The 25,677-nt window shown below is 64.3% G+C and carries 19 protein-coding genes and 1 tRNA gene; 11 read left to right on the top strand and 9 right to left on the bottom strand.

Translation table 11 applies throughout. From position 1 onward, the window contains the following. Nucleotides 1-64 precede the first annotated feature (64 nt). The gene (gene queA, locus AX725_RS08555) at nucleotides 65-1,111 is read left to right on the top strand and encodes a tRNA preQ1(34) S-adenosylmethionine ribosyltransferase-isomerase QueA (RefSeq protein WP_060979925.1); all 1,047 of its coding nucleotides are present in this window, start codon (nucleotides 65-67) and stop codon (nucleotides 1,109-1,111) included. 111 nt (nucleotides 1,112-1,222) lie between these two features. Continuing rightward, nucleotides 1,223-3,454 (top strand): catalase/peroxidase HPI, encoded by a 2,232-nt coding sequence (gene katG / locus AX725_RS08550; protein ID WP_060979949.1) that lies wholly within the window; start codon nucleotides 1,223-1,225, stop codon nucleotides 3,452-3,454. 50 nt (nucleotides 3,455-3,504) lie between these two features. On the opposite strand, the gene AX725_RS08545 is transcribed toward katG, so the two are convergent. The 8 genes from AX725_RS08545 to AX725_RS08515 all read right to left on the bottom strand — a co-directional run bounded on the left by AX725_RS08545 (nucleotide 3,505) and on the right by AX725_RS08515 (nucleotide 12,810). Further along, complete coding sequence (locus AX725_RS08545; RefSeq protein WP_230962339.1) at nucleotides 3,505-5,796, bottom strand: adenylate/guanylate cyclase domain-containing protein; 2,292 nt, start codon at nucleotides 5,794-5,796, stop codon at nucleotides 3,505-3,507. Further along, the gene (locus tag AX725_RS08540; RefSeq protein WP_155645703.1) at nucleotides 5,796-6,239 is read right to left on the bottom strand and encodes a hypothetical protein; all 444 of its coding nucleotides are present in this window, start codon (nucleotides 6,237-6,239) and stop codon (nucleotides 5,796-5,798) included. Before AX725_RS08540 ends, AX725_RS08545 begins: the two co-directional genes overlap by 1 nt. A 143-nt stretch (nucleotides 6,240-6,382) precedes the next feature. Continuing rightward, nucleotides 6,383-6,670, bottom strand: coding sequence for a BrnA antitoxin family protein (locus AX725_RS08535; protein ID WP_060979947.1), 288 nt, complete (start codon nucleotides 6,668-6,670; stop codon nucleotides 6,383-6,385). Further along, nucleotides 6,630-6,902, bottom strand: coding sequence for a BrnT family toxin (locus tag AX725_RS20490; RefSeq protein WP_081096893.1), 273 nt, complete (start codon nucleotides 6,900-6,902; stop codon nucleotides 6,630-6,632). The genes AX725_RS08535 and AX725_RS20490 overlap by 41 nt, the downstream gene beginning before the upstream one ends. Before the next feature lie 148 nt (nucleotides 6,903-7,050). Then, entirely contained in the window at nucleotides 7,051-10,494 is a 3,444-nt protein-coding gene (smc, locus tag AX725_RS08530; RefSeq protein ID WP_060979946.1) for a chromosome segregation protein SMC, read from the bottom strand. 110 nt (nucleotides 10,495-10,604) lie between these two features. Next, nucleotides 10,605-11,351, bottom strand: coding sequence for a thioredoxin domain-containing protein (locus AX725_RS08525; protein WP_060979923.1), 747 nt, complete (start codon nucleotides 11,349-11,351; stop codon nucleotides 10,605-10,607). A 74-nt stretch (nucleotides 11,352-11,425) separates the two neighbouring features. Next, the gene (locus AX725_RS08520) at nucleotides 11,426-12,148 is read right to left on the bottom strand and encodes a thioredoxin domain-containing protein (protein ID WP_060979922.1); all 723 of its coding nucleotides are present in this window, start codon (nucleotides 12,146-12,148) and stop codon (nucleotides 11,426-11,428) included. Beyond that, on the bottom strand, nucleotides 12,145-12,810 hold the full coding sequence (locus tag AX725_RS08515; protein ID WP_060979921.1) for a DUF721 domain-containing protein: 666 nt from the start codon (nucleotides 12,808-12,810) through the stop codon (nucleotides 12,145-12,147). Before AX725_RS08515 ends, AX725_RS08520 begins: the two co-directional genes overlap by 4 nt. A 14-nt stretch (nucleotides 12,811-12,824) precedes the next feature. On the opposite strand from AX725_RS08515, the gene mutY reads away from it, so the two are divergent. The 6 genes from mutY to AX725_RS08485 all read left to right on the top strand — a co-directional run bounded on the left by mutY (nucleotide 12,825) and on the right by AX725_RS08485 (nucleotide 19,821). Then, nucleotides 12,825-13,922 carry an A/G-specific adenine glycosylase gene (gene mutY, locus AX725_RS08510; protein WP_060979920.1) on the top strand — a complete coding sequence of 366 codons (1,098 nt, stop codon included), beginning with the start codon at nucleotides 12,825-12,827 and terminating at the stop codon, nucleotides 13,920-13,922. 45 nt (nucleotides 13,923-13,967) lie between these two features. Next, on the top strand, nucleotides 13,968-15,266 hold the full coding sequence (locus AX725_RS08505) for a serine hydrolase domain-containing protein (RefSeq protein ID WP_067511823.1): 1,299 nt from the start codon (nucleotides 13,968-13,970) through the stop codon (nucleotides 15,264-15,266). Nucleotides 15,267-15,287: 21 nt separating this feature from the next. Then, nucleotides 15,288-16,172: an NAD(+) diphosphatase gene (gene nudC, locus AX725_RS08500; RefSeq protein WP_060979919.1), complete on the top strand. Its 885-nt coding sequence runs from the start codon at nucleotides 15,288-15,290 to the stop codon at nucleotides 16,170-16,172. 117 nt (nucleotides 16,173-16,289) lie between these two features. Continuing rightward, nucleotides 16,290-16,363 (top strand) — tRNA-Gly (locus tag AX725_RS08495). 166 nt (nucleotides 16,364-16,529) lie between these two features. Next, nucleotides 16,530-17,780 (top strand): tyrosine-type recombinase/integrase, encoded by a 1,251-nt coding sequence (locus AX725_RS08490; RefSeq protein ID WP_066114137.1) that lies wholly within the window; start codon nucleotides 16,530-16,532, stop codon nucleotides 17,778-17,780. 532 nt (nucleotides 17,781-18,312) lie between these two features. Next, entirely contained in the window at nucleotides 18,313-19,821 is a 1,509-nt protein-coding gene (locus tag AX725_RS08485; protein WP_230962360.1) for a flavin-containing monooxygenase, read from the top strand. Nucleotides 19,822-19,873: 52 nt separating this feature from the next. Here the strand turns inward: AX725_RS08485 and AX725_RS08480 are convergent, their stop codons facing one another. Next, the gene (locus AX725_RS08480) at nucleotides 19,874-20,923 is read right to left on the bottom strand and encodes an AraC family transcriptional regulator (RefSeq protein WP_066114130.1); all 1,050 of its coding nucleotides are present in this window, start codon (nucleotides 20,921-20,923) and stop codon (nucleotides 19,874-19,876) included. Between the two features lie 157 nt (nucleotides 20,924-21,080). Here AX725_RS08480 and AX725_RS08475 point away from each other — a divergent pair, with 157 nt between their 5' ends. From AX725_RS08475 to AX725_RS08465, 3 genes are read left to right on the top strand one after another with little or no spacing between them, the layout of a single operon-like run. Further along, a complete protein-coding gene (locus AX725_RS08475; RefSeq protein WP_155645725.1) occupies nucleotides 21,081-23,222 on the top strand; it encodes a PQQ-dependent dehydrogenase, methanol/ethanol family in 2,142 nt (713 codons plus the stop codon). Then, entirely contained in the window at nucleotides 23,219-24,172 is a 954-nt protein-coding gene (locus AX725_RS08470; RefSeq protein ID WP_066114120.1) for an alpha/beta hydrolase, read from the top strand. Before AX725_RS08475 ends, AX725_RS08470 begins: the two co-directional genes overlap by 4 nt. Next, nucleotides 24,172-25,599, top strand: coding sequence for an aldehyde dehydrogenase family protein (locus AX725_RS08465; protein WP_066114117.1), 1,428 nt, complete (start codon nucleotides 24,172-24,174; stop codon nucleotides 25,597-25,599). Before AX725_RS08470 ends, AX725_RS08465 begins: the two co-directional genes overlap by 1 nt. Nucleotides 25,600-25,677 lie beyond the last annotated feature (78 nt).

The following is a 25,677-nucleotide window of genomic DNA, read 5'->3' as shown; positions in this document are numbered from 1 at the left end:
AACAGAAAGCGGGACCCCCGCCTGCGCGGGGTGACGAACCTTGCTGGATGGATTGCACCCGACGATGCGCGTTGACGAATTCGACTTCGACCTTCCCCAGGAACGGATAGCCCTGCGCCCTGTTCGCCCGCGCGATGCGGCGAAAATGCTGCATGTGCAGGGCAGCAGCATGACCGACGCGACGGTGCGCGATCTGCCGCGCCTGCTGAACCCTGGCGACTGCCTGGTGTTCAACGATACCCGCGTCATCCCCGCGCAGCTCGAGGGGGTGAAGCTGGGCAGCCAGGCGCGCATCGGCGCTACGCTGCACAAGCGGATCGATCTGCGCCGCTGGCAGGCGTTCGTGCGCAACGCCAAGCGGCTGCGCGAGGGCGATGTCGTGCATTTCGGCGCGGGCGTGATGGCTGGGGTCGAGAGCAAGGCGGAGGATGGCTCGATCGTGTTCGCCTTTCAGGGCGACGAGCCCGTCGAGATTCTGCTCGAGCGGGCAGGTACAATGCCGCTTCCGCCCTATATCGCGAGCAAGCGCGAGATCGACGAGGCCGATCGCGAGGATTACCAGACCCGCTTTGCGCAAAAGGACGGTGCGGTCGCCGCGCCCACGGCCTCGCTGCACTTCACCGACCGGCTGATGGCCGAACTTGGCGAAGCCGGGATCGAGCATGCCATGCTGACGCTGCATGTCGGCGCAGGCACCTTCCTGCCGGTCAAGGCGGACGATACCAACGACCACCAGATGCACGCCGAATGGGGCCGCATCGACGCCGAAACCGCCGACCGCCTCAACGCCATCCGCGCGCGCGGCAACCGCGTGATCGCGGTGGGGACCACCGTGCTGCGCCTGATCGAAAGCGCCGCGGGCGACGACAATATCATCCGCCCATTCGAGGGCGACACCTCGATCTTCATCACGCCGGGCTATCGCTTCAAGGGCATTGACGGGCTGATGACCAACTTCCACCTGCCGCGCTCGACCCTGTTCATGCTGGTCTCGGCACTGATGGGGCTCGATGTTATGAAGGCCGTTTACGCCCACGCGATCGCGAACGAGTACCGCTTCTATTCCTATGGCGATTCCTCGCTGCTGCTGCCCGGAGACACGATCAGCTGATCTAGTCCGTCACTAACATAGATCAGTATTTTCGGTTTTCCCGATCAACTCGTCCCGGATTAATCTCCAGTGAACGGCGAATGCGCCGTCCCATTGCAGGAGATCAACCCGATGAGTCGCACCTCCGTTTCCGTGATGGCCTTGCTGGCTTTCACGCTTTCGGCGCCTGCCGCCTTTGCGCAGCCCGCCACCCAGCCGCAGGTCAATCCCGCTGCGGCCAATTCGAACCAGGACTGGTGGCCCGAGCGGCTCGACCTGTCGCCGCTGCGCCAGCATGCGCGCGAGTCGAACCCGATGGGTGACGATTTCGACTATGCGAAGGAGTTCCAGACGCTCGACCTCGCGGCGGTCAAGGCCGACATCAAGACGCTGATGACCACCTCGCAGGACTGGTGGCCGGCGGATTACGGCCATTACGGTCCGTTCTTCATCCGCATGGCCTGGCACAGCGCGGGCACCTATCGCACCGCCGATGGTCGCGGCGGCGCTGGCGGCGGTCAGCAGCGGTTCGAACCGCTCAACAGCTGGCCCGACAACGCCAATCTCGATCGCGCGCGCCGTCTGCTCTGGCCGATCAAGGCGAAGTACGGCCGCAAGCTCAGCTGGGCGGACCTGATGGTGCTGACCGGTAACGTCGCGCTCGAATCGATGGGCTTCAAGACCTTCGGCTTTGCCGGCGGTCGCACCGACGACTGGGAAGCGGACAAGGTCTATTGGGGCCGTGAGAAGAAGTTCCTCGCCGCCGATCGCTATCATGGTGATCGCAAGCTCGAAAAGCCGCTCGCTGCGGTGCAGATGGGCCTGATCTACGTCAATCCTGAAGGCCCGAACGGCAATCCCGATCCGCTGGCCGCTGCCAAGGACATTCGCGAAACCTTCGGCCGTATGGCGATGAATGACGAGGAAACCGTCGCGCTGATCGCGGGCGGCCACACCTTCGGCAAGGCGCATGGCGCGCACAAGGCCGAAGAGTGCATCGGTGCCGATCCGGCGGGTTCGCCGACCGAACAGCAGGGTATCGGCTGGGTCAACAAGTGCGGCACCGGCAAGGGTGTCGATGCGGTGACCAGCGGGCTGGAAGGCGCCTGGTCGGTCAACCCGATCGCCTGGACCACCCAGTATCTCGACAATCTGTTCGGCTTCGACTGGGTGCAGACGCGCAGCCCTGGCGGCGCGATCCAGTGGATCCCCAGCGACAAGAGCGCCGCGAACCTGGTCCCTGACGCGCATGACAAGACCAAGCGTCACGCGCCGATCATGTTCACCACCGACCTCGCGCTGAAGATGGACCCGGAATATCGCAAGGTGTCCGAGCGCTTCCACAAGGACCCGGATGCGTTTGCCGATGCCTTTGCCCGCGCCTGGTTCAAGCTGACCCATCGCGACATGGGCCCGCGCTGGCGCTATCTGGGCGCTGACGCGCCCAAGGTCGATCTGATCTGGCAGGACCCGGTTCCGGCGGTCGATCACCCGCTGGTCGATGCGCAGGATGTGGCGTCGCTCAAGGCGCAGATCCTGGGCTCGGGCCTGACCACGCAGGAACTGGTGCGCACCGCCTGGGCAGCAGCGGCAAGCTATCGCGACACCGACATGCGTGGCGGCACCAATGGGGCACGCCTGCGGCTCGCCCCGCAAAAGGACTGGGCGGTCAACAACCCGGCGGAAATCACCAAGGTCGTCGCCAAGCTGGAAGCGATCCAGACCGGCTTCAACAAGGCGCAGAAGGGCGGCAAGAAGATCTCGCTCGCTGACACTATCGTGCTTGCAGGCAATGCTGGCATCGAGGAGGCCGCGCGCAAGGCCGGCCACAGCCTGACCGTGCCGTTCAAGCCGGGCCGCGGCGATGCCAGCCAGGCGCAGACCGACGTGGCCGCGTTCGAACCGCTCGAGCCGACCGCTGACGGCTTCCGCAACTATTACGGCGCGGGCAGCGTGATGTCGCCGGTCGACATGCTGGTCGATCGTGCGAACATGCTGAGCCTCACCGTGCCGGAAATGACCGTGCTGGTTGGTGGCCTGCGCGCGCTCGATGCCAATACCGGCGGCGCGAAGCATGGTGTGTTCACCAGCACGCCGGGCCAGCTCAACAACGCGTTCTTCGTCAACCTGCTCGACATGGGCAACAAGTGGACCAAGTCGCCGAGCGAAGCGGGTCTGTACGAAGGTCGTGATATCAAGTCGGGCCAGCTGAAGTGGACCGCGACCCCGGTCGACCTGATCTTCGGATCGAACTCGGAACTGCGCGCGGTCGCGGAAGTCTATGCCGCCAGCGATGGCGAAAAGAAGTTCGCTCAGGACTTCGTGGCTGCCTGGACCAAGGTGATGAACCTCGGCCTGCAATAAGCTTCCCCGCCCCGGTGGCGGCGGCCCACATGCCGCCACCGGCTGTAGGCCTATTTTTCCTTCATCACCCAGACCCCGTCCCACTCCCCATGGGGCGGGGTCGCTTTGAGGATGCGGCAGCGCTCGACATAGGTGCGTGACAGGCCGTCGCCGGGGTTGAGCGACACGCATTTCTCGAAGCGCGTGATCGCCTCGTCCCAGCGCGCCGCGCGATAGGCGGCAATGCCGTCCTCGAAATGGCCGAGCACGTCGCGCATCGCCGGGAAGGTCTGCGCGTCGTGATAGTCGAGCAGTTCATAGACGCGCACCGGTGCGGTCTTGCCCTTGACCACGACCAGGTCGATGTCGCGCATCCGGTACGTGCCGTTGAAGCGCGAAACGGTGTTCTCGCTCGCCAGGATGCGCGCGGAATAGGCCTTGCACGCGCTTTCCAGCCTGCTGGCCAGGTTCACGCCATCGCCGATGACGGTATAGTCCATCCGCTTGGGGCTGCCGATATTGCCGGAGACGATATGGTCGGTATGGATGCCGACGCCCATGTCGACGGTCTTGAGGCCCCGGTCGCGGCGCTGGGCATTCCATTCCCACAGGGTGCGGATCATGTTTATCGCGGCGCGCGCGGCGCGGTCCGGATCGTCGTCGTGGCGGACGGGCAGGCCGAAACAGGCCATGATCGCATCGCCGATGAACTTGTCGAGCATGCCGCCCTGCGCGGTGATGCAATCGACCATCAGGCTGAAATATTCGTTGAGGAACGAGACGGTGCCTTGCGCGCCATATTCCTCGGTGATGGTCGTGAACCCGCGCACGTCAGTGAACATGATCGTCGCCTCGGCGCTGACCCCGCCCAAGAGGTCGAGCGTGTCATCGTCCATCATCTGCGCGGCGATCACCGGGTCCATATAGCGCGACATGGTGGACTTCATGCGTTTTTCGCTGCTGATGTCCTCGACCATCAGCATCGAGCCGAGCTTGCTGTCGTCGCTTTCGGAGACGAGCGGCATGACTGTGAGGTTGACCGACTTGACGACGCCGGAAAGCGCCACCTCGGCATCGGGGAAGATGTCGCTGCTGCGTTCTTCCTTCACCTTCTCGATGCGGTCCAGGATCCAGCTGCCGCGTTCGTCGAGCAGATCAGACAGCAGCCGTCCCTGCAGATCGGAAGCCTTGCACGACCAGATGCGCTCGATAGCCTGGTTGCAGGTGATGATCTTGCCCAGCGGGTCGAGCGTCAGCACGCCGTTCGACATGCTCTGCAGCACCGATTCATTGTACAGCTTCATCCGCTGCACATCGTCGAACAGCTTGGAATTCTCGAGCGCGATGGCGATCTGCCCGGTAAAGGTCTTGAGTTGCTGCTCGTCCTTGTCGGTGAATGCACCGGTCTTCTTGTTGAGCACCTGGGTGACGCCGATGACCTCGCCCTGCTTGTTGATGATCGGCACGCACAGGATGCAGCGGGTGAAGAAGCCGGTCTGCCGGTCGAAGCTGGGATTGAAGCGCAGGTCCGCATAGGCGTGCGGAATGTTGAGGCTCTGACCGGTCGTGAACACCGTGCCCGCGATGCCGACATTGGACGGGAAGCGGATCTCGTTGACCTTGCCGCCCGCCGAGAAAAGCGAGAACAGGGTATCGGTCGCCTTGTCGTGGATGAAGATCGTCGCGCGCTCGGCCTCGAACATCCGCACCGTCTCTGCCACCACGCGCTGGAGCAGCCGGGTGAGATCCACCTCCGAGCTGATCTCCGAGATCATCGACAGGAACGCGAGTTCCTTGGCGCGGACCTGCTCGATCTCCTCGATTGATTGAAGGCTCTGCAGGAAAACGGTCGCCTGGCTGGTCATCTCCTCGAGCAGCGCAACGTCATCGGTGGTGAAGTTGCCGTCATGCTTGTTGATGTTCTGCATCACGCCGATGATCTGGCCCAGCGGCGTGCGCACGGGCACGCAGACGATGTTGCGCGTCTTGTAGCCGGTGCGTTGGTCGACGGTGCTGTTGAAACGCGGATCGGCATAGGCATCGTCGACGAGCAGGGGCTCGCCGGTCTGAAAGACATGGCCCGCAATGCCTGAATTGTTGAGAATCCGGATTTCCAGGCTCTGGCTGCCCTGGGCGAAGCGCGAATAAAGCTCGCCCGTCTTGGGATCGTTGAGGAACAGCGTGCCACGATCGCAATCGAGCTCGCGCGAGGTGAGCTCGACCAGCATCGCCAGCACGCCATCGATCTGCGTCATCGTCGCGCATTTGCGGGTGACCTCCAGCAGCACCTCGGTGCGGCGCAGCGCGGCGGCGCGCTGGCTCTCGGTCATGGGACGCGCCAGGGTATCGGTGCCCACGCTCATCAGGCCTTTTCCCTCGTCATCTCTTCCATCCGCTCGCGCAGCGCCTGGATCTGTTGCTGCAGCGCCTGTCGTTCGAGCGCATGATCCGATTCCTGGCGAGCCCGTGCCTGGTCGGCGGCGGTGCGCTCGGCATCCAGCGTCTGGCGCAGCGCATCGATGCTGCCCTTGAGCTGCACGATCTCGGCCTGCGCCGCCGCGCGCTCGGCCTGCAGAGCGTGGTCGGACGCACGCTGCTGCGCTTCCATCTGGTTGCGCATCTGCTGGATTGTCGTGGTAAGATCGGCGATGCGCGCCGCCTCCTCGGACCGGGCGCGCGTGATCTGCAGGTCGGCGTCGTTGGCGGCGGCTTCCAGTGCCTGGCGCAGCCCGTCGATCGTCGCCTGAAGGTGCAGGTTGGCGGCGCGCATTTCCGAAAGCGCGTCCGGAATGGAATTTGATGTCATGCCGATCGTCCCCGCCAAACTGGTCCTATTGGTAACGGCGCATGTCAAGCACGGTTAACCGCTGATTTGCCATAAGGGGGACAATAATCTGTGACAGCGCGCACGCGCCCGGTCATTTGTTGCAATCAGCCGATTGCGCGAAGTTAATCCTTGAGCTTCAAGACCTTGCGCAACTCGGCATTGATCCGGCTCTGCCAGCCGGGGCCGGTGGCACGAAACCCTTCGAGCACCGCCCGATCGAGCCGCAACGTCACCTGCTGCTTGGGATTGTCAGACTTGGGGCGGCCAGGCTTGGTGAGCGTACCGTCAGCGGGGCGGATGAGCTTGTCGCCATGCCACACGGCGGCGCGGCGGAACATGTCTTCCGTCCATTCGGGAGCATCGTCCGGATCAATCCAGGGCTCTTCGGCGGTTTTCAAGCTCTTCGGCATGCACATGTCTCATTGAAATTATGCGGCGAGCGTCACCCCGCCAAGTCCATACCATCGCGATCGCCCGGCCATTGAGTTCACCATAGCTAATGAACCGTTCTTCGCCGTATTCGAAGCGATCATCTGGGATCACCAACCAGACACCTTCAAACACTTTCGGCGCGTCTCGAAAATCCAATCCGCGCTCATTCAGCGTCTTCAACCGTTTGGCTTCATCAAAGCTAATCTTCACAGCCGCCCCCGATGGATGAGGGCCAAGTCCCTCAGAGCATAAATCTCGTCATGACTTTCGCGTCCTTTTCTTGGCCTGCCTGACTTGGGAAGATGGCCATCCTTCACCGGCAGATATTTATGTAACTACAAAAAGCCGCCCCGTCAACCTATTCCATCGCCAGCAGCCGCTCGGCACCGCCCAGATCGACCGAGACCAGGCGGCTCACCCCGCGCTCGACCATGGTCACGCCGAACAGGCGGTGCATGCGGCTCATCGTCACGGCATTGTGGGTGACGATCAGGTAACGGGTGTCGGTGACTGCCGCCATGTGATCGAGCAGGTCGCAGAACCGGTCGATATTGGCATCGTCGAGCGGCGCATCGACCTCGTCGAGCACGCAGATCGGCGCGGGGTTGGTGAGGAACAGGCCGAAGATCAGCGCCACCGCCGTCAGCGCCTGCTCGCCGCCCGAAAGCAGCGTCAGCGAGGACAGGCGCTTGCCTGGCGGCTGGGCCATGATCTCGAGCCCGGCTTCGAGTGGGTCGTCGCTGTCGATGAGTTCGAGATGCGCCTTGCCGCCGTTGAACAGCCGCGCGAACAGCGTGCGGAAATGGCCATCGACCGTTTCGAACGCGGCGAGCAGACGCTGGCGACCTTCGCGGTTGAGCGCGCCGATCGATCCGCGCAATCTTGCGATCGCCTCGACCAGTTCATCATGCTCGGCCCGGATCGTCGTCATTTCGCTTTCGAGCGCGGCAAGCTCGTCGGCGGCGATCAGATTGACCGCGCCCAGCCGCTCGCGCGCCTGATGCAGTCGCTCGTGCTCGGCGGCTTCGGTCTCGGCCGCCATGATCTGAGCCGGATCGAAGGCGAAGCGTTCGGGCAGCAGCGGGGGCGGGCATTGGAAGCGCTCGCCGCAGCCCTGTGCGAGTTCGATCCGGCGCTGGTCCTGATGCTCGGCGCGGGCGGTGGCGCCGGCGCGCTGCTCGCGGGCGAGGGCGAGCGTTTCGGATGTCGCCGCAGCGAGACGCTCGGCCTCGGCCAGCGCCTTTTCCGCGGCTTGCGACGCCGCTTCGGTCAGAGCTTGCGCTTGGCGTGCCTCGGCGAGCGAGGCCTGGAGCGCTGTTATCGTCTCGCCGAGCCTCTCGGGCTTGTCGGCGATGCCAGCACGCTCTTGCGCCAGCTCGGCGGCGCGAACCTGCATCTCGCGCAGCCGCTGTGCGGCCTCGCCCGATCGGCCCTGCCAACCCTTGATCTCGGCGCGCACGGTGGCGCGGCGCTCGCGGAGCGCGGAAACCGCCTGGGCCTGCGCCGCCAGCGCCGCCATTGCGGAGCGCAGCCCCGTCTGCGCAGCTTGATTGCGCTCGCCCAGCAGCGTCACCTGTTCGCGCTGTGCCGTGCCATCCGGCAGCATCGCGCGCGCGGCTTGGGCGGCCTGGCGATCCTGCGCGGCAGCGTCGGCGTCGGCCGTCAGACGTTCGATTCGCTCTGCGAGGTCATCACGGCGCTCGGCATCGCGCTGCAACGCGTGCTCGGTCTGGTCGCGATCGCGCAGCGCCTGGCGTTCGGCAGCTTCGGCTGTGCCCAGCGCGCGGCTATGCTCGGCCATCCGCGCCTGCAGATCGGCGAGTTGCTGTTGCGCCAGCGCCAGAGCCGTCTCTGCGCCTTCCAGCCGCTCGGCCAGCGCAGGCCGAGCCGCCTCGAGCTCGGTCAGCCGGGTGCGCCGCTCCAGCCGCTCTGCCGCCGCCGCACCGTCACCGCTCGAAACGAATCCGTCCCAACGACGCACGCGGCCATCGCGTGTGACGAGCCGCAGCCCGGGATCGAGCGTTTGTCCGGCATCGATCTGCGCAACCATGACCAGCGACAGCCGCGCGGCGAGAGCCTCCGGCGCGCGGACATGGTCGGCAAGCCAGGTGCAGCCATCGGGCAGGGCAGGGCGACCGGCGGGCATATCGGCCCCGGTCCAGAAGCGCCCATCGCCCTTGGCCTCGGCAATCGGCGCGCCAAGGTCATCCCCCAGCGCGGCGGCGAGCGCCTTTTCAAAACCCCTGTCGGCCTGAACCTGGTCGAGTGCGCGCTCGCCTCCGCCCGGCTTCTTGGCCAGATCACGCGTCAAGGCGTCGATCTCGCGCGTCATCGCGTTCAGCTCGGCGCGCAGCGTCGCAAGCTCGCTCTGCGCCGCATCGCGCGCCGGAACGACCGCATCGCGATCCGATTGCGCCTTGGCCAGCGCGGCGCTTGCCGCCGCCTTGGCCTGCCCCGCCTGTTCGCATTCGGCCAGCGCATCGTCGCGCAGCCGTGCCAGCTCGGCTGCATCGCCCAGCCCGGCCAGCTGCGCCCGGGTCCGCTGCAGCTCCTCATCGGCGCGGCGGTGGCGGGCCAGCGCAGTGGCGAGCGCGGCATCGGCTACCTTGATGTCGGCGTCGGTACGGGCGAGTTCGGCGCGCGCCTCGGCCAGCGCCAGCTCGGCCTCGCGCACGGCGCGTTCGGCATTGTCCTGCGCATGCGCCAGCACCGGTCCGCGCGCATCCTCGGCCGCGAGATCGGCCTGCACGCGGGCGTTTTCAGCTTCCAGCCGTTCGAGCGCGGCGGTGGCATCGTGCGTGAGCCGGTCCTCGCGCGCGCTGTCTTCGGCGATGCGCGTCTGCTGCCGGTCGAGATCGGCCAGGCGCTGCACGGCGGCATCGCGCTCTGCGGTCAGCGACGAGAGCCGAAACGCCAGATCCTGGGCATCATCGCGCGCCGATTGCAACGCGGCGCGGGTCTCGGCCAACGCCTCGATCGCCGCACGTTGTCCGGCCTGGGCCTCGTTCTGCGCGGCCTGTGCCTCGACCACCGCAGCCTCTGCCGCCGCAGCCTCTTCCCGCGCCTGCTTCGCCGCATCGGCCGCAGTGCGCCAGCGGGCGAAAAGCGCGCGCGCTTCGGCCACGGCGATCTGCTGGCTCAAGGCGCGATAGCGTTCCGCCGCCTTGGCCTGACGTGCCAGATTGGCCGAGCGCGCCTCCATATCGGTCAGCACCTGCTGCAGCCGCTCGAGATTGGCCTCGGTCGCGCGCAGCTTCTGCTCGGCATCCTTGCGGCGTACGTGCAGTCCGGCAATGCCCGCTGCTTCTTCGAGCATCTGCCGCCGCTCGACCGGGCGGGCGGAGATGACGGCGGCGATCCGCCCCTGGCTGACCAGCGCCGGGCTGTGCGCACCGGTGGCGGCATCGGCGAAGAGCAGCGCGACATCCTTGGCGCGGACATCGCGGCCATTGGCGCGATAGGCGCTGCCCGCGCCGCGCTCGATCCGGCGGACGACCTCGAGTTCGCCATCCTCGACCGTGACCGCGGCGAGCACGGGCTGACTGACCTCGGTGAGCAGCGCCACTTCGGCGAAATTGCGCGCCGGGCGGGTGGCGGTGCCGGCGAAGATCACGTCTTCCATGCCGCCGCCGCGCATCGACTTGGCGGAGCTTTCGCCCATCACCCAGCGGATCGCCTCGAGCAGGTTGGACTTGCCGCAGCCATTGGGCCCGACAATGCCGGTGAGGCCAGGTTCGATGCGCAGTTCGGCGGGCTCGACGAAGCTCTTGAAGCCGCTGAGTTTCAGTCGCTTGAAACGCATGGGGGCGGTGAAGGCGGGCGCATTGACGGGCTGACCAGAGGCATCCCCCTGATCGGCTCCGTCAGCAATCAACCCCCCTTGCTCCATTCAACCCCTTTCGCGGCTGGGGGTCAGCGCGCCCCCATTGCCTGGATTTCGGTTTCCAGCGCCGGCCAGCCAGTGAAATCGACCTTGCGACCGTTGATATAGAAGGTCGGCGTGCCCTGGATATCGTCTTCCTTGGTCGCGGTCTGGGTTGCTTCGGCCAGCTTCTGCGCGGTTTCGACATTGGTCAGGCACTGCAGCGCCTGATCGCGCGAGATGCCGCGCTGGGCGAAGAAGTCGATCAGGCCGGTGCCTTCGGCCAGTGCGACGAAGCGCTGATTGTCGGGCAGCGCGAGCGCTGCCTCGAAGCGCTGCTGGCCCATGGCCTGCGCCTTGGTGAAGATGTCCGCCTGGTTGGCCAGCACCTGCTCGCTGAGCGCGAAGAAGCTTTCGTTGGGTCCGCAACGGGTCAGCATCGATGCGGTGAGATCGAGCGGTTCGCGCACGAAATTGCGGAATTCATAGCTGACCCGGCCGCTGGCGACATATTTGTCGCGGATGGTGGCAAAGGCCTGTTCGGCGAATTCGGCGCAATGGCTGCAGGTGAGCGATGCATATTCGACCAGCTTGATCGGCGCATCGGGATTGCCCATCACATAATAGCCCTTGTCGGTCTTGGTGACGGTTTCGGTCCAGTTCTTGCCAGCAGGCGCGGGGATGGCGGCAATCGGCTCGCCGGAGGGCGCGCCTTCCGCAGCCTTGTCGGCTTCACCGCTGCATGCGGCGATCGAGAGCATCAGGGGCAGGGCGATCAGGCTGGCAAAACGCTTCATAAAGGCTTGGTCCTTGTCATCGGAAACATGGGGGAAGTTCGACCCCGCGGGTCGGCAATTGCGTGGGTTCTGCTTTAGCGGCTGGCCAGCAGCGGTTCCAGACTTTTCCAGTCATAGACATTGGCCTGCAGCTTGCCGTTGATGGTGAAGCTGGGCGTTCCCTCGATCTTGACGGTCTCGCTGGCAAACTTGGTCATCGCCAGCACCTTGCCCTGTTCGGCCTTGTTGGCCAGGCACGCATCGATCTGGGCATTGGTGGCGAGCGGCGAATGGCGCCGCAGCTCGTCATACAGGCCGAGATCGCTGGCAATGCGCTTCAACCGGGCGTTGATGTCGCCCTGATACCAGGCGGCCTGGCCGTCGCGGCCCAGGCTGCCCGCCTTGGTCATCCAGGTGCGCTGGCTGGCAAGCAGGCCGTGATGGCGGCGGAAGAAGCTGCGCGGTTCGCCGCAACGTGCAAGCAGTGCGACGGTCATGTCGAGCGGATCGCGGATGAAGTTGCGCACCTCCAGGCTGGTCTTGCCCTTGGCGATGAAGCCATCGGCCAGCGCGGGATCCGATTCCTGATCGAACGCCGCGCAATGCGGACAGGTATAGCTCATATACTCGACGATCTTCTGCGTTGCCGCCGGGTTGCCCAGAACATGCCCGCCGACCTGGCTCTGGCTCACGCGGTTGGACCAGTCGGCCGGCGCTGCGGCCTTTTGCGCGGTACCGGGCGATACGGCGAACAGGCTCGCGGCGGCAGCAAGCGCGATGGCGGAAACGGCAAGAAGCGGGCGCAACGGCGCAATCATCGATCGACCTCATCAGGCAGGGGCGGCGCAAACAGGCGCACGGGTTTCAGATTGTCGCTCCTTAGCTGAACCGGGGCTTGCCGGGGAGCCCTTGCAGCGGCCTCGCGCGCTTCCTTTTCCTCCAGGCTGCGCGCCAGCGATTCGAGCACGGACTGCAGCTCGGGGTCGGCAATGGGCTTGAGGCCGTCGGCGGGCGCAATGCTGATTGGCCGCAGCGAAGGTGGGGGGGCAGGGCGCGGCTCGGGCCGTTTGGGCGCCGTAAGCGTGCCGTGGCGATATCTGACGCGCGCCACCGCTGCATAACCGAAGAACCGGTTCACCCGTGCGATGATCTCGGGCTCGGCATGCTGCATGAAGATCGCGGTGGCGCTGGTCACGACGAGATGCAGCGTGCCGTCGGCCTTCTTGCCGCGGGCAAAGGCGATAGATTCCGGGCTGGCCATCGCGGCATAGCGCGGCCCTGCAATCTCGGCCCAGCGGCTGACCAGCGAGCTCTGGATGAAACCGAACTTGCGAAAGCTGGTATCGCCGATCGACGGAATCAGGTCGGCAATACCGCGCGCATCGCCGCCGCGCCTGCGCCGGGGTGCCGGGGCAGGCTGCGCTGTCTTGCGCGGCTTGGTGGTGACGGGCTTATCGCTTTCCATTTCGCGTACGACCATGGCATAGCGCCCCCATGTCCGTCGAGTGTCGCGATGATATTGTGGAAACCGGCACCGGCGCGGTCGCTGAAGCGCTGCTTGCGCATTATGATGTGCATGCCCGTGATCTTCCGTGGCGTGTTTCTCCCGCCGCGCGCCGCGCCGGTTCGAAGCCCGATCCCTATCGCGTCTGGCTGTCCGAGGTGATGCTGCAACAGACCACGGTCGCCGCAGTGACCGGCTATTTCCAGCGCTTCACGACTCGTTGGCCGACGGTCGAGGCGCTCGCCGCCGCGCCGCAGGAAGACGTGCTCGCCGCCTGGGCAGGGCTGGGCTATTATGCCCGCGCCCGCAATCTCATCGCCTGTGCCAACGCGGTGACGAACGAGCATTGCGGGCGTTTTCCCGATAGCGAGGCGGGCCTGCGTGCCTTGCCGGGGATCGGCGACTACACCGCAGCGGCCATCGCAGCGATTGCGTTCGACGAACCTGCGGCGGTTGTCGATGCTAATGTCGAGCGGGTGGTCGCACGGCTGTTCGCGATCACCACACCGCTGCCCGCAGCTCGGACCGAAATCCGGATGCGCACCGCCGAAATCACCCCGCGCGAGCGTCCTGGCGACTTCGCGCAGGCGATGATGGACCTGGGCGCGACCATCTGCACGGTGCGCAACCCCTCGTGCCTGCTCTGCCCGCTCGCGCCGCATTGTGCCGGGCGCGCGCAGGGCATCGCCGAATCGCTGCCGGTCAAGCCGCCCAAAAAGGCCAAGCCGCAGCGCACCGGCACCGCGTTCTGGATCGAACAGGACGGCCAGGTGCTGCTCGTCCAGCGGCCCGGCAAGGGGATGCTCGGCGGGATGCGCGCGCTGCCCGACGATGGCTGGGCTGCGGGCCGCGACGGAACTGCCGAGCCGCCCGTCTCCGGCCAGTGGCAGATCCTCGACGGTGTGGTCGCGCATGTCTTCACGCATTTTTCGCTGCAGCTTGCATTGGCGCTTTATCGTGGCCCTCAAATCGATAAGGTTGCCATTGAAAACCTGAATGGCATCTGGTGGCCGGTGGAACATATTGCGCAAGCCGGGCTTCCTACGCTGTTCGCCAAGGCGGCGGCCGTGGCCATTCAGTATCGATAAAGCCGGACTGGCCAAAGGTGCAGATCCGATGAACGGGAGAAACACATGTCGAAGCTTATGAGCCAGATGCCGCAGATGAGTCGCCGCCACATGCTGGGTTCGGCGGGTCTGCTGGGCCTGTTCGCTGCGATGCCCGGCTATGCCCGGGCGATGGCGAGCGGGGATTTCAGCCTGATCCGCAAGCAGGTGGAGGATTATGTCGCGACCAAGAAAGTGGCGGGCATGCTGGTCTCGCTCGGCTTTGGCGCGCAGCCGGCGGCTCTGATCGGCGCGGGCAATCTTGCGCTCGACATCCCGACCCCTGTCGATGCCAATTCGCTCTGGCGCGTCTATTCGATGACCAAGCCGATCACCGGCATGGCCGCGATGATGCTGATCGAACAGGGCAAATTGAAGCTCGACCAGCCGATCGCCGATTTCATCCCCGAATTCGCCAACATGAAGGTGCTGACCGATCCGGCCAAGAACCTCGATTCGGTACCCGCCAAGACGCTGATCACCCCGCGCCACCTGATGACGCACACGGCGGGGCTCGGCTATAGCATCGTCACCAAGGGACCGCTGCTCGAGGAATATCTCAAGCAGGGCATCAATCCCGGTGCGGTCAGCAAGACGCCGATCCCCGGCTTCCCGGTACCCGCGCCAACCCCGCCAATCGACGAATTCGCGCGCCGTGTCGCTGCGCTGCCGCTGATTGCCGAGCCTGGCACGATCTGGAGCTATTCGATCGGGCTCGACCTGCTCGGCTATGTCATCCAGATCGCATCGGGCATGGAATTCGGCGCGTTCCTGCAGAAGAACATCTTCGATCCGCTTGGCATGACGAGCAGTTACTGGACCGTGCCCCAGAGCGAGGTCGCGCGGCTCAGCACGAATTACGCGCCGTTTGCCGGTGCGCTGATCCCGATCGATCCGGCGCAGGACAGCATCTTCACCGTGCCGCCCGCCTTCCCGTTCGGCGGGGCAGGGCTGGTCAGCAGCGCGGCGGATTATGACCGCTTTCTCGCGATGCTGGTCGGCAAGGGGCAGCTGAACGGCACCCGGATCATGTCCGAGCAAACGGCCTTGATGGGCATGTCCAACCTGTTGCCGCAGACCGCGGTGACCAAGGGGACCTGGGTCGAAAACCAGGGCTTTGGCGCGGGCGGACGCGTTGGCCTCGGCAACGACAAGGGGCCGGCGGGTACCTATGGCTGGGGCGGCGCTGCGGGGACCGTGGCTTTTGTCGATCATGTCCGCGGCATTCGCGCATCGGGCTATACCCAGTACATGCCGTCCGATACCTATCCGTTCCAGCGCGAATTCCCGCAGATGGTGTACGAGCAGCTCAAGGCGATGGGCTGAGCGCGGGCCGGGGGCATCGTCATGAGTCTGTCGCTGATTGCACCGGCACTGACCGGCAACCGCATGGACCGTGCCGACCAGGTGCGCGTCGATCCGGACCGGCTCGCCGGATACATGAACTGGAAGGCGAAGCTGCTCAGCCTCAACGGGCTTGAGCCCGAGGTGGATTTCGAAGGCCGGCTGGTCTGGCGCAGCCTGGCCGATGCCGCGCCCGACAGCGAGTTCATCTTCCTTGGCCTGATCGACGATAAGGCGCATTTTGCCGAGCTGAAACGCGGCGAACGCGGGTCTGGGCTGCAATACAATCCGCGTGTCTGGCAGATGCTCGCAGGGCTGCCCGCCGACGAGCTGGCGCTCTATGGCGGCGCGCGCACACTTGTCGACTGGCATGCCCGACACCGCTTCTGCTCGCTGTGCGGCGCGGCGAGTGCGATGAGCAAGGGCGGCTGGTCGCGCACGTGCACCGGCTGCGGCGCGGAGCATTTCCCGCGCGTCGATCCGGTAACGATCATGCTCTCCGAATATCAGGGCAAGGTGCTGCTCGGCCGCCAACCGCGCTTCCCGGCGCGCCGCTTTTCCGCGCTGGCCGGGTTCGTCGAACCGGGCGAGGGCATCGAGGAAGCGGTCGCGCGCGAGCTGTGGGAAGAAGCGGGCGTGCGCGTGAGGAACGTGCGCTATGTCGCCAGCCAGCCCTGGCCGTTCCCCTCGTCGCTGATGATCGCGTGCACCAGCGAGGCTCTGAGCGATGAACTGACGCTTGATACCACCGAGATCGAGGAGGCAGGCTGGTTCAGCGTCGATGAGGTCCGCGCCGCGATGGCGGGAGACGAAAGCGCCCCCTTCATCGCGCCGCCGCCCTTCGCGATCGCGCATGATCTGCTGAAACACTGGCTGGCGCAGCAATAGGGGCGGGGATAGCGCTGGGGCCAGGGGCTCAGCCGGTCGCGGCGCATCACGCCAGATATTGACGCGCCCCGCATCCGGTGGCATGTGCGCCCGACCACGCCACACGGCGCCAGGCGCGCGGGTATAGCTTAGTGGTAAAGCTCCAGCCTTCCAAGCTGGCTAGGCGGGTTCGATTCCCGCTACCCGCTCCAAGGCCTCTCTCAGGGGGTCCGAAAACGTCGCGTAAGCAGCTGTTTTACAGCACTTTTTTGTGATATGCTTTCCCAGCAGTTCCAGTAATGTTCCCCTACACATTGCCCATTTGATGGGGTTTTTGATGGACCTGCAGCCAAACTTGCTGGTGAGAGGTCCATCACAATGGCTGGAAGTGCTAGAATACCGGGGCTTACAGCGGCAGCCGTCGCTCGCGCCAAGCCCAAAGCCAACGATTACAAGCTGTCTGACAGGGACGGAATGTACCTGCTGGTGAAGCCCAGCGGCACCAAATACTGGCGGATGAACTACCGTCATTTCGGCAGCCAGCGGACGGTGTCGTTCGGTCGCTACCCCGAAGTCAGTCTGGCTGAAGCCAGGCAGCGCCTCATTGAGGCCCGGCGGCTGATCGCGGACGGTATCGATCCCGTCGACCAGGCCAAGCTGGACAAAATCGCCGATAGCGTTGCGGCGTCCAACTCCTTCGAATTGGTGGCCGCCGAATGGTTGGAGAAGGTCAAGCTCGAGGATAGGGCGGCAGCATCGATCAAGAAGTACGAGTGGCAGCTTGGTCTGGTGACGCCCACCATCGGGCGGCGACCGATCTCCAAGATCACTGCCCATGAGGTTCTGGTTGCGCTCAAGAAAATCGAACGGACCAAACGGTTCTATACCGCAACCAGCGTACGGACCACCTGCAGTCAGGTTTTCCGCTTCGCGATCGCGACTGCGCGGGCCGAGCGTGATGTGTGCGCTGATCTTCGTGGCGCGCTGGTGACGCCTAAAGTTGTGCACCGTGCTGCAATCACCACGCCTAACGAAGCAGGAGCCTTGCTGCGCTCAATGGACGGCTATGAGGGCGACGTTCTGACTCGGATCGCGATGCAATTCCTCGCAAACGTTTTTGTTCGCCCTGGCGAGCTCCGGCATGCTGAATGGGCTGAGTTCGACTTTAGTCGCAAGGTTTGGACGATTCCTGCGCACAAGATGAAGATGCGAAGGCCTCACGCCGTGCCCCTGTCACGCCAGGCTTTGGAAATCTTGCGCCAGATCGAGCATGACGCAGCTTACAGCATCTATCTCTTTCCGTCATTGCGGTCAGTAAACCGACCGATGTCGGATAACACCATCAACGGCGCGCTGCGCAGAATGGGGTATACCAAGGACGAAATGACCGCGCATGGGTTCCGCGCCATGGCAGCAACGCTGCTGAATGAGATGGGTATCTGGAACAGCGATGCCATCGAACGGCAACTTGCCCACGTAGAAGCCAACGCCGTGCGCAGAGCCTATACTCGCGGGCAGTATTGGGAAGAGCGGGTCCGCATGATGCAGCATTGGTCTGATTATCTCGATCAGCTCAAAGGTGGCGCCAACGTTCTCCGGCCTAAGTTTCCGCAGGCTGCTCGGAGATAAAGGCTGGAGTTGGCCAGTTTGTTGAATGGCGGGTAAGGGGGTGATTGGCGGAAAGCTACCGTCAGATCTGCCCCTCAGTAACGGTAGGCCTCGACAATCAGGCGTCCCGCACGCAATGACCGCAAAGTCACAGAACCTTCCGGCGGCCGCCGACCCACAATCGGTCATTCGAAATGTTGACTGCAGATGTCTGTGTCGGACACAAGCTGCCGATAGTTTGCGGCGAATCACAAAGTCCGAAAACCAGCGGCAAACACAAGCGCAATTCTGTGCGATTGCCACTTGCCGCCAGCAGGTCTTCCTGATGGCACGCATTTATCCCGCATGCACCGGCTGTTTGTACCCATCATGATGCAACTTGAATGACGGCCGCCTTGCGGGTCAAATCTCGTCATTGGCAGAAACAGTCAGAAAGTTGGCAAAACCAGACGTGGTCTCCCGGTCCGTTCGCAAGTGAAATGCGGACATCAACAAAAGCACGCGCCTACCTTCGCCCTGTGCGTGCAGCAGCCAGAACGAGAGGATATTGACTGTGTCTCAGGTACTCGAAGCCGCATTGGACCATGCACCGGGCGAAGTTGAAGCCTTTGACGTGTTGGTTGTGGGTGCGGGGATTTCCGGGATCGGCAGCGCCTACCATCTCAAGACCCAATGCCCCGGCAAGAGCTTTGCCATTCTGGAGGCCAAGGAGAGTTTCGGCGGTACCTGGCACACGCATCGCTATCCGGGTGTTCGTTCCGATTCGGACCTTTATACTTTCGGCTATCGTTTCAAGCCCTGGGTCGGCGCGCCCATCGCTTCGGGCGAGGAGATCCTCAAATATCTCTCCGGCGTGATTGCCGAAAACGATCTCGATCAGCACATCCGATACGGCACAGTCATCACCCGCTGCGCCTGGTCGAGCAGCGAGCGCCTGTGGACGGTCGAAACCCGTACGCCCGATGGTGCCGCCGGAAAGACCTACAAGTGCAACTTCCTGTGGATGTGCCAAGGCTATTACGATCACGAAAATCCGTTTCTGCCCCAATGGCCCGGCATGGAAGATTTCAATGGCACCCTGGTCCACGCGCAAAAATGGGATGGCAGCGTGGATTATGTCGGCAAGAAGGTGGTCGTCATCGGCTCCGGTGCCACGGCGGCTACGGTCATTCCGGCCATGGCCGACAAGGCAGCCCATGTCACGATGCTGCAGCGTTCGCCCACCTATTTCTTCTGCTATCCCAACCGGTCCGACCTTGCCGATCGTCTTCGGGAAATCGGCGCGGACGAGGACACGGTCCATCAATGTGCAAGGCTCGACTATCTGCACCAGCTCAAGACCCTGGACCGCCGCTCAAGGACCGAGCCCGATGCGGTGGTAGAGGAACTGAAGGAGCTGGTCCGGCTCTATGCGGGTGAAGAGTTCGAATTCGCGCCGCATTTCGTGCCGCGTTACCGGCCATGGCAACAGCGCCTTGCGTTCATTCCCGATGGCGACCTGTTCGTGAAGATGCGCGAGGGCAAGGTCTCTGCGGTAACGGACCGGATTGCACATTTCACGAGCTCGGGCATTGCCCTGGAATCGGGCGAGCATCTGGAAGCCGATCTCGTGGTGGCGGCCACGGGCTTCAATCTGCTGGTCATGGGGGGAATTGTCTTCGAAGTCGATGGCCAGCCGGTCGACTGGGGCAATAGGACGACATTCCGCGGCATGATGTTTGACAACGTGCCCAACCTGGCATGGGTGTTCGGCTATTTCCGCGCGGCTTGGACGTTGCGTGTGGACCTGCTGGGCGATTTCGTCTGCCGGTTGCTGCAGCACGCTGACGCCAAGGGTGCCAGGGAAGTCAGGATCGTCATTCCAGGGGATATTGCGGACGACCCGCGCACTCCGTGGATTGAAGACGATAATTTCAACCCCGGCTATCTGATGCGCGATATTGCCAAGCTGCCCAAGCGCCTGGGCGATCGGCCCGAATGGCGGCACTCGCAGGACTACTGGACCGAGGCCGAGGACATTCCCTCGATCGATCTGGACGGGCCGGAATTCGTCTATTCGTGACGATCGCGATGCCCGGTGCCGCTACCAGCGGCGGGCACCGGGCAGGGATCGTTCAGTTGGTCCTGGGCATCTGGCCGGCCATGTTCCTGCGATATTCGAGTGCACCCATGCCCGACCAGCGCTTGAATGCGCGCGAAAAGCTGGAAGGCTCGGCAAAACCGATCGCGAAGGCGATGCCTTCCACCGACATCCTGGGGTCGGCCAGCAGCTGGCAGGCGCGGTCATAGCGCGCCTTGTCGACAATCGCGGAAAACCGGGTGCCTTCATCAGCCAGGCGGCGATGGAGCGTGCGCTCGGACAGGGCCAGCCTGCGCGCCGCATCGCCGGCCTGCAACATGGTCGCATCGGAACAGGCGCTCAGCAGAATGGACAGCCGGTGCGAAATCGGCGCATCCGATCGCGCCTTGCCCAGCGTCTGGTCGCAGCGGGTGAGATACAGCGTCTGCAATTCCAGATCGCCTAGCGGCAGGGCCCGGTTGACCGCGTTCGGCAGGAAGATCCACCGGGTCCGGTCGGCATTGAACTCGACCGGGCAATGGAAGCTGCGCCGCAGCTCGCTCCAGTTGCGCGGCGGCGGCGCGGCCACCGTCACCCGCTCGAGCACCTGGTCGCTGCCCATGAGGTCGCGGATCAGCGTATGCACCGCCCCCAGATCGCGCTGTTGGGTGAAATCGTACAAATCCGGCGCTATTCCCTCGTGATCCGCGATCAGCGCGGCAGCGCCGTTTTCCTGCGCCACGAAACGATAGTGCATCAGCGAAAAGGTGAGCGCCTGATATTTGCAGGCGATCTGCAAGGCCTGCCCCAGCGTGCCTGCGGTCATCATAGCGAGTCCCAGCGCGCCATATTTGATCGAGCGATAGCGCTGGCCCATATCGAACCACAAATCGGTCTGGCCCGCGGTCAGCTGGACAAAACCCTGCTGGATGACCAGCTCTTCCTTGGCCAGAACTTCTTTGGGATCATCGTCCAGTTTCAAGGACTTGAGCTGATTGTACTGACAAAAGGAATCCCAGTTCGCGTTGAGCGTCTTGACCACGACCGACTGCATGATGCGCGCGCTGAGATCGGGCAGTGCCGCATAAAGGGCTTGAGGATTCATGGCATCCGGTCTCCCGCCTGGCCGATAATCACATATCGGTCGTTTTCTTTGCACGATAGGACCGCGTGGCGGATTGCGTCAATAACTTGGCGCGCCACGCCATGGCCGACTTTGGCAGATAAAGACACATTCGCCCCAATCATAAAGGGGAGAGACCGTGTCGAAATTCGCACGAATGACCGCTCTGGCGGTCACCACTGTCGCCATTTCCGCCGGCGCGATAGTGTATTTCGGTTCAAAGTCGTCGCCTTCGAACGATGCCGCCTGGCAGACGTTGCTGGCAAGCTCGCACGAGGCCGGAGACTGGGTGACCTATGGCGGCACGTTCGATGAGCAGCGTTTCAGCGGTCTGACCCAGATCAACGCCAAGAGCGTCGCGGATCTGGGACTCGCCTGGTCGTTCGAACTGGACACCAACCGTGCGCAGGAAGGAACGCCGCTGGAAAAGGACGGCGTGCTCTATGTCACGACGGCCTGGTCCAAGGTTTATGCATTCGACGCCGTCACCGGAAAGGAGCTGTGGCGCTTCGACCCGCAGGTGCCCGGCGAATATGCCGCCAAGGGGTGCTGCGATGTCGGCAATCGCGGGGCCGCGCTGTACGATGGCAAGCTGTATTTCGGCACGTTCGACGGGCGCCTGATCGCACTCGATGCGAAGACCGGAAAGCCCGTCTGGTCGGTGGTCACCGTAGACCAATCCAAGACCTATACCATCACCGGAGCGCCGCGCATCGTCAAGGGACGCGTCGTCATCGGCAACGGCGGTGCGGAGCTGGGTGCGCGCGGCTATGTGACCGCCTATGATGCGCAGACCGGTAAGCAGGCCTGGCGCTTCTACACCGTGCCCGGCAACCCGGCCAATGGTCCGGATGGTGCCGCGTCCGACAGCATCCTTGCGCAAAAGGCGCAAGCGACCTGGTCGGGCGAATACTGGAAACAGGGCGGCGGCGGCACGGTCTGGGATTCGATCGTCTATGACGAGGAACTGGACCAGCTCTATATCGGCGTGGGCAATGGCAGCCCCTGGAACTATCGCATCCGCAGCCAGGGCAAGGGCGACAATCTGTTCCTCTCGTCGATCGTCGCGCTCGATCCCGATACCGGCAGCTATCGCTGGCATTATCAGGCGAACCCCGGTGAGACCTGGGACTATACCAACACCCAGCAGATCACGCTGGCCGATCTGACGATCGACGGCAAGCCGCGCAAGGTGCTGATGCAGGCGCCGAAAAACGGTTTCTTCTTCGTCATCGACCGCACCAACGGCAAGCTGCTTTCGGCCAGGAACTTTGTCGATGTGAACTGGGCCACAGGGTATGACATGGCCACCGGCAGGCCGATAGAAATCCCCGCCGCCCGGTTCGAAAAGGCACCCGCCGTGGTCATGCCGGGCGCTCTTGGGGCGCATAACTGGCAGCCGATGGCATTCAACCCTGAGACCGGGCTGACCTATATTCCCGGCAACAAGGCCCTGTTCGCCTATGAACAGCCGTCCGACTATTCGTTCCGTCCGGGCCGGTGGAACCTGGGCCTTGAAACCCAGCGCACCTCCCCGCCGGACGATCCCGCAACGGTAGCCGCGACGCGCGCGCTTCTCGGCGGCCGGCTGATCGCCTGGGACCCCGTGCGCCAGAAGGAGGCCTGGGGATTTGACTATCCCGAACCCTGGAACAGCGGCGTGCTGACGACCGCGGGCGGCCTGGTCTTTCAGGGCGACACGCGCGGCAATTTCCGGGCCTTTGCAGCAAGCGACGGCAAGGTCCTGTGGAATGTGAACCTGGGCATGGCCATCATGGCCGCGCCGATGACCTTCGAGGCGGGCGGCAACCAGTATATCGCCGTGCTGGCCGGCTATGGCGGTGCCTATGCCTTGACCTCCTATTTCAACGACAATCCCGGACCCCGCCCGAATGGCCGTGTCTACGTTTTCCGCATCGGCGGCAAGGCGCCCATGCCCAAGGTCGAAAAGCTCTTCAAGGCACCGGCCAACCCTTCGAGCGAACCGTTCCCGGCATCGCTGGTAGCGCGGGGCGAGGCGCTGTTCCAGAAGGACTGCTGGGCCTGCCACGGTCCTGGCGCGGTATCGAGCGGCGTGGTGCCCGATCTGCGCCGCTCCGGCGTGCTGCCAAGCGCGGATGGGTGGAAGGAAGTGGTCATCGGCGGCGCGCTCAAGGACCGCGGCATGATCAGTTTCGCCAAGACCCTGACCAGCGCCGATGCGGAAGCCCTGCGCGCCTATGTGTCCTCAAGGGCGCTCCTGCTGAAGATTCAGGAACAGGGACGGGGAGCGGGCAAATGACCGAGCCGCTTGTTCTTCCCGAAACCGCCGTCGTGCTGGAGGCCCTGGCCGCCATGGATGGGCCGCATCTGGGCGACCTGCCGGCGGAAGCGGCCCGTGCGGTCTATCACCAACTGGGTGCCGCGTTCGAGGCGGATGCCGACGCTTCCGTTCGCATCGCCGATTTCGTGGGCGATGGCGTGCCGATGCGGGCCTATTTCCCTGGGCAACCCTCAGCTGGACCGGTCATCGTCTTCTTTCACGGCGGCGGCTGGGTCATCGGCGACCTGGACACGCATCATGCGCTCTGCACCCGGCTGGCCGCGGTGGCGGGTCTGCGCGTGGTGGCGGTGGATTACCGGCTTGCGCCAGAACATCCCTATCCGGCCGCGCATGACGATTGCCTGGCGGCGGCGCGCTTCGTGGCCGACGGGCCTGCGGTTCTGGAAGCGCCGGTCGCTGGCATTGCCCTGGCGGGCGACAGTGCCGGAGGTGCCCTGGCGCTTGCCGTCAGTGCGAGGCTGGAGCCCGCCCAACGGCTGGCCCAGTTGCTGATCTACCCGGTCGGCGACTGCACCGAGCCCGAAACAGGCTCTTATGCCGAGTTTGCCGAGGGCTTCCTGCTCGACCGCAAGCTCATGCATCGCTTCATCACCGATTATCTGCCGGTCGCGAACGATCGTCGGAATGTCGATGTCTCGCCCGTCCTGCACGATCTGTCCGCGGACCTGCCGCCGACCGTCATTCTGACAGCCGGGCTTGACCCGCTGCGCGATCAGGGGCGCGCGCTGGCTGCCGCACTCATCCGGCGCGGGATCGAGTGCCATTATCTGGAGGCGGCAGGCCTGATCCACGGGATGGCGACCATGCGCCGTGGCCTGCCCGGCGGCGATGCCCTTATCGCGCGTGCAGCGCGGCTGCTCGCCGCAGTGCTGCGTGAAAACGATCCAGTCCTTGCAGGAGAATTCTGATGCGCAACTATCTCGACTTCTACATCGACGGTGCCTGGGTGCCGCCTGCAGAACCCAGGACCCTGGAGGTGTTCGACCCCGCCACCGAAGGGGTTGCCGGCCGGATCAGCATGGGCGGTGCAGCGGACGTGGACCGTGCCGTGCAGGCGGCGCGGCGCGCTTTCGAAAGCTATGGACGTACGAGCCGGGCCGAGCGCCTTGACCTGCTGGACGCAGTGCTGGCGCAACTGGTTGCGCGCAAGGATGATCTGGCGGCGGCAATCACCGAGGAAATGGGCGCGCCAGCGGGTCTCGCCGCCGCCGCCCATGTGCCTTTCGGTCTCGGTCACTTCCAGCTGGCGCGGCAGATTCTGGCAGGTCTCGAGACCGATCGGACCGTGGGAACCACGCTGATCACCGCCGAGCCCATCGGGGTCGTGGGAATGATCACGCCCTGGAACTGGCCGCTCAACCAGATTGCCTGCAAGGTTGCACCGGCGCTCGCCGTCGGGTGCACGATGGTGCTCAAGCCTTCGGAAGTGGCACCCTTCAGCGCGCAGATCTTTGCCGAGGCGCTTCATGCGGCGGGCGTGCCGCACGGCGTCTTCAACCTCGTCAACGGCGATGGGCCTTCGGTCGGGGCGGCGATTTCATCGCATCCCGGTGTCGACATGGTGTCGTTCACCGGATCGACGCGGGCGGGAGTGCAGGTCGCTTGCGATGCCGCCCCCACCGTCAAGCGGGTGCATCAGGAGCTGGGCGGCAAGTCGGCCAATATCATCCTGCCCGATGCCGATCTTGCCGATGCCGTGGCGCGCGGTGTCGAAGCGATGATGGTGAACAGCGGTCAGAGCTGCAACGCGCCGTCGCGTATGCTGGTCCCGATCAGCCGGATGGAGGAAGCAAAGGCGGTTGCGGCGCAGACCATCGCGCAGCAGTCCGTGGGTTCGCCGCAGGAAGCGGTCGCGCTGGGCCCGGTCGTCTCCCAGACGCAATGGGATCGCATCCAGGCGCTGATCGCTCAAGGCATTGCCGAAGGCGCAACCCTGGTCGCCGGTGGCACCGGTCGGCCCGATGGTCTCGACCTTGGCTATTATGTCAAGCCCACCGTCTTTGCGGATGTGACCAACGACATGGCCATTGCACGCGAGGAGATCTTCGGCCCCGTGGTTGTCCTGATCGGATATTGCAATGTCGATGAAGCGGTCGCGATTGCCAACGACAGCGTCTATGGCCTGGCCGCCTATGTGCAATCGGCCAGCATCGAACAGGCCCGCGCCGTCGCGTCGCGGCTCCGCGCAGGGCAGGTCCTGCTCAATTATGCCGCGCTGGATCTGAACGCGCCGTTCGGCGGCTTCAAGCAGTCCGGCAACGGCCGCGAATGGGGCGAGCTGGCATTTCACGAGTTCATGGAGGTCAAGGCGGTGCTTGGATACGAGGCAGCCTGAACCGTGCCATGGCCAAGTCAATCTGGCACGTGAGGCCAAGAACTTGGCAAGACGTGTCATGGTCGGCTGCCTCCGCCT

The sequence above is a fragment of the Blastomonas sp. CCH9-A1 genome, from assembly GCF_001557175.1.
Lineage (GTDB): Bacteria > Pseudomonadota > Alphaproteobacteria > Sphingomonadales > Sphingomonadaceae > Blastomonas > Blastomonas delafieldii_A.
The sequence above is the reverse complement of the archived record's forward strand: the minus strand, read 5'-3'. Positions and strand labels throughout refer to the sequence as shown.

What these genes read in the sequence shown, in the direction of transcription:
- queA (WP_060979925.1), top strand. Translation starts at nt 65, where the DNA reads ATGCGCGTTGACGAATTCGACTTCGACCTTCCCCAGGAACGGATAGCC.
- katG (WP_060979949.1), top strand. Translation starts at nt 1,223, where the DNA reads ATGAGTCGCACCTCCGTTTCCGTGATGGCCTTGCTGGCTTTCACGCTT.
- AX725_RS08545 (WP_230962339.1), bottom strand. Translation starts at nt 5,796, where the DNA reads ATGAGCGTGGGCACCGATACCCTGGCGCGTCCCATGACCGAGAGCCAG.
- AX725_RS08540 (WP_155645703.1), bottom strand. Translation starts at nt 6,239, where the DNA reads ATGACATCAAATTCCATTCCGGACGCGCTTTCGGAAATGCGCGCCGCC.
- AX725_RS08535 (WP_060979947.1), bottom strand. Translation starts at nt 6,670, where the DNA reads ATGCCGAAGAGCTTGAAAACCGCCGAAGAGCCCTGGATTGATCCGGAC.
- smc (WP_060979946.1), bottom strand. Translation starts at nt 10,494, where the DNA reads ATGCGTTTCAAGCGACTGAAACTCAGCGGCTTCAAGAGCTTCGTCGAG.
- AX725_RS08525 (WP_060979923.1), bottom strand. Translation starts at nt 11,351, where the DNA reads ATGAAGCGTTTTGCCAGCCTGATCGCCCTGCCCCTGATGCTCTCGATC.
- AX725_RS08520 (WP_060979922.1), bottom strand. Translation starts at nt 12,148, where the DNA reads ATGATTGCGCCGTTGCGCCCGCTTCTTGCCGTTTCCGCCATCGCGCTT.
- AX725_RS08515 (WP_060979921.1), bottom strand. Translation starts at nt 12,810, where the DNA reads ATGGTCGTACGCGAAATGGAAAGCGATAAGCCCGTCACCACCAAGCCG.
- mutY (WP_060979920.1), top strand. Translation starts at nt 12,825, where the DNA reads ATGTCCGTCGAGTGTCGCGATGATATTGTGGAAACCGGCACCGGCGCG.
- AX725_RS08505 (WP_067511823.1), top strand. Translation starts at nt 13,968, where the DNA reads ATGTCGAAGCTTATGAGCCAGATGCCGCAGATGAGTCGCCGCCACATG.
- nudC (WP_060979919.1), top strand. Translation starts at nt 15,288, where the DNA reads ATGAGTCTGTCGCTGATTGCACCGGCACTGACCGGCAACCGCATGGAC.
- AX725_RS08490 (WP_066114137.1), top strand. Translation starts at nt 16,530, where the DNA reads ATGGCTGGAAGTGCTAGAATACCGGGGCTTACAGCGGCAGCCGTCGCT.
- AX725_RS08480 (WP_066114130.1), bottom strand. Translation starts at nt 20,923, where the DNA reads ATGAATCCTCAAGCCCTTTATGCGGCACTGCCCGATCTCAGCGCGCGC.
- AX725_RS08470 (WP_066114120.1), top strand. Translation starts at nt 23,219, where the DNA reads ATGACCGAGCCGCTTGTTCTTCCCGAAACCGCCGTCGTGCTGGAGGCC.
- AX725_RS08465 (WP_066114117.1), top strand. Translation starts at nt 24,172, where the DNA reads ATGCGCAACTATCTCGACTTCTACATCGACGGTGCCTGGGTGCCGCCT.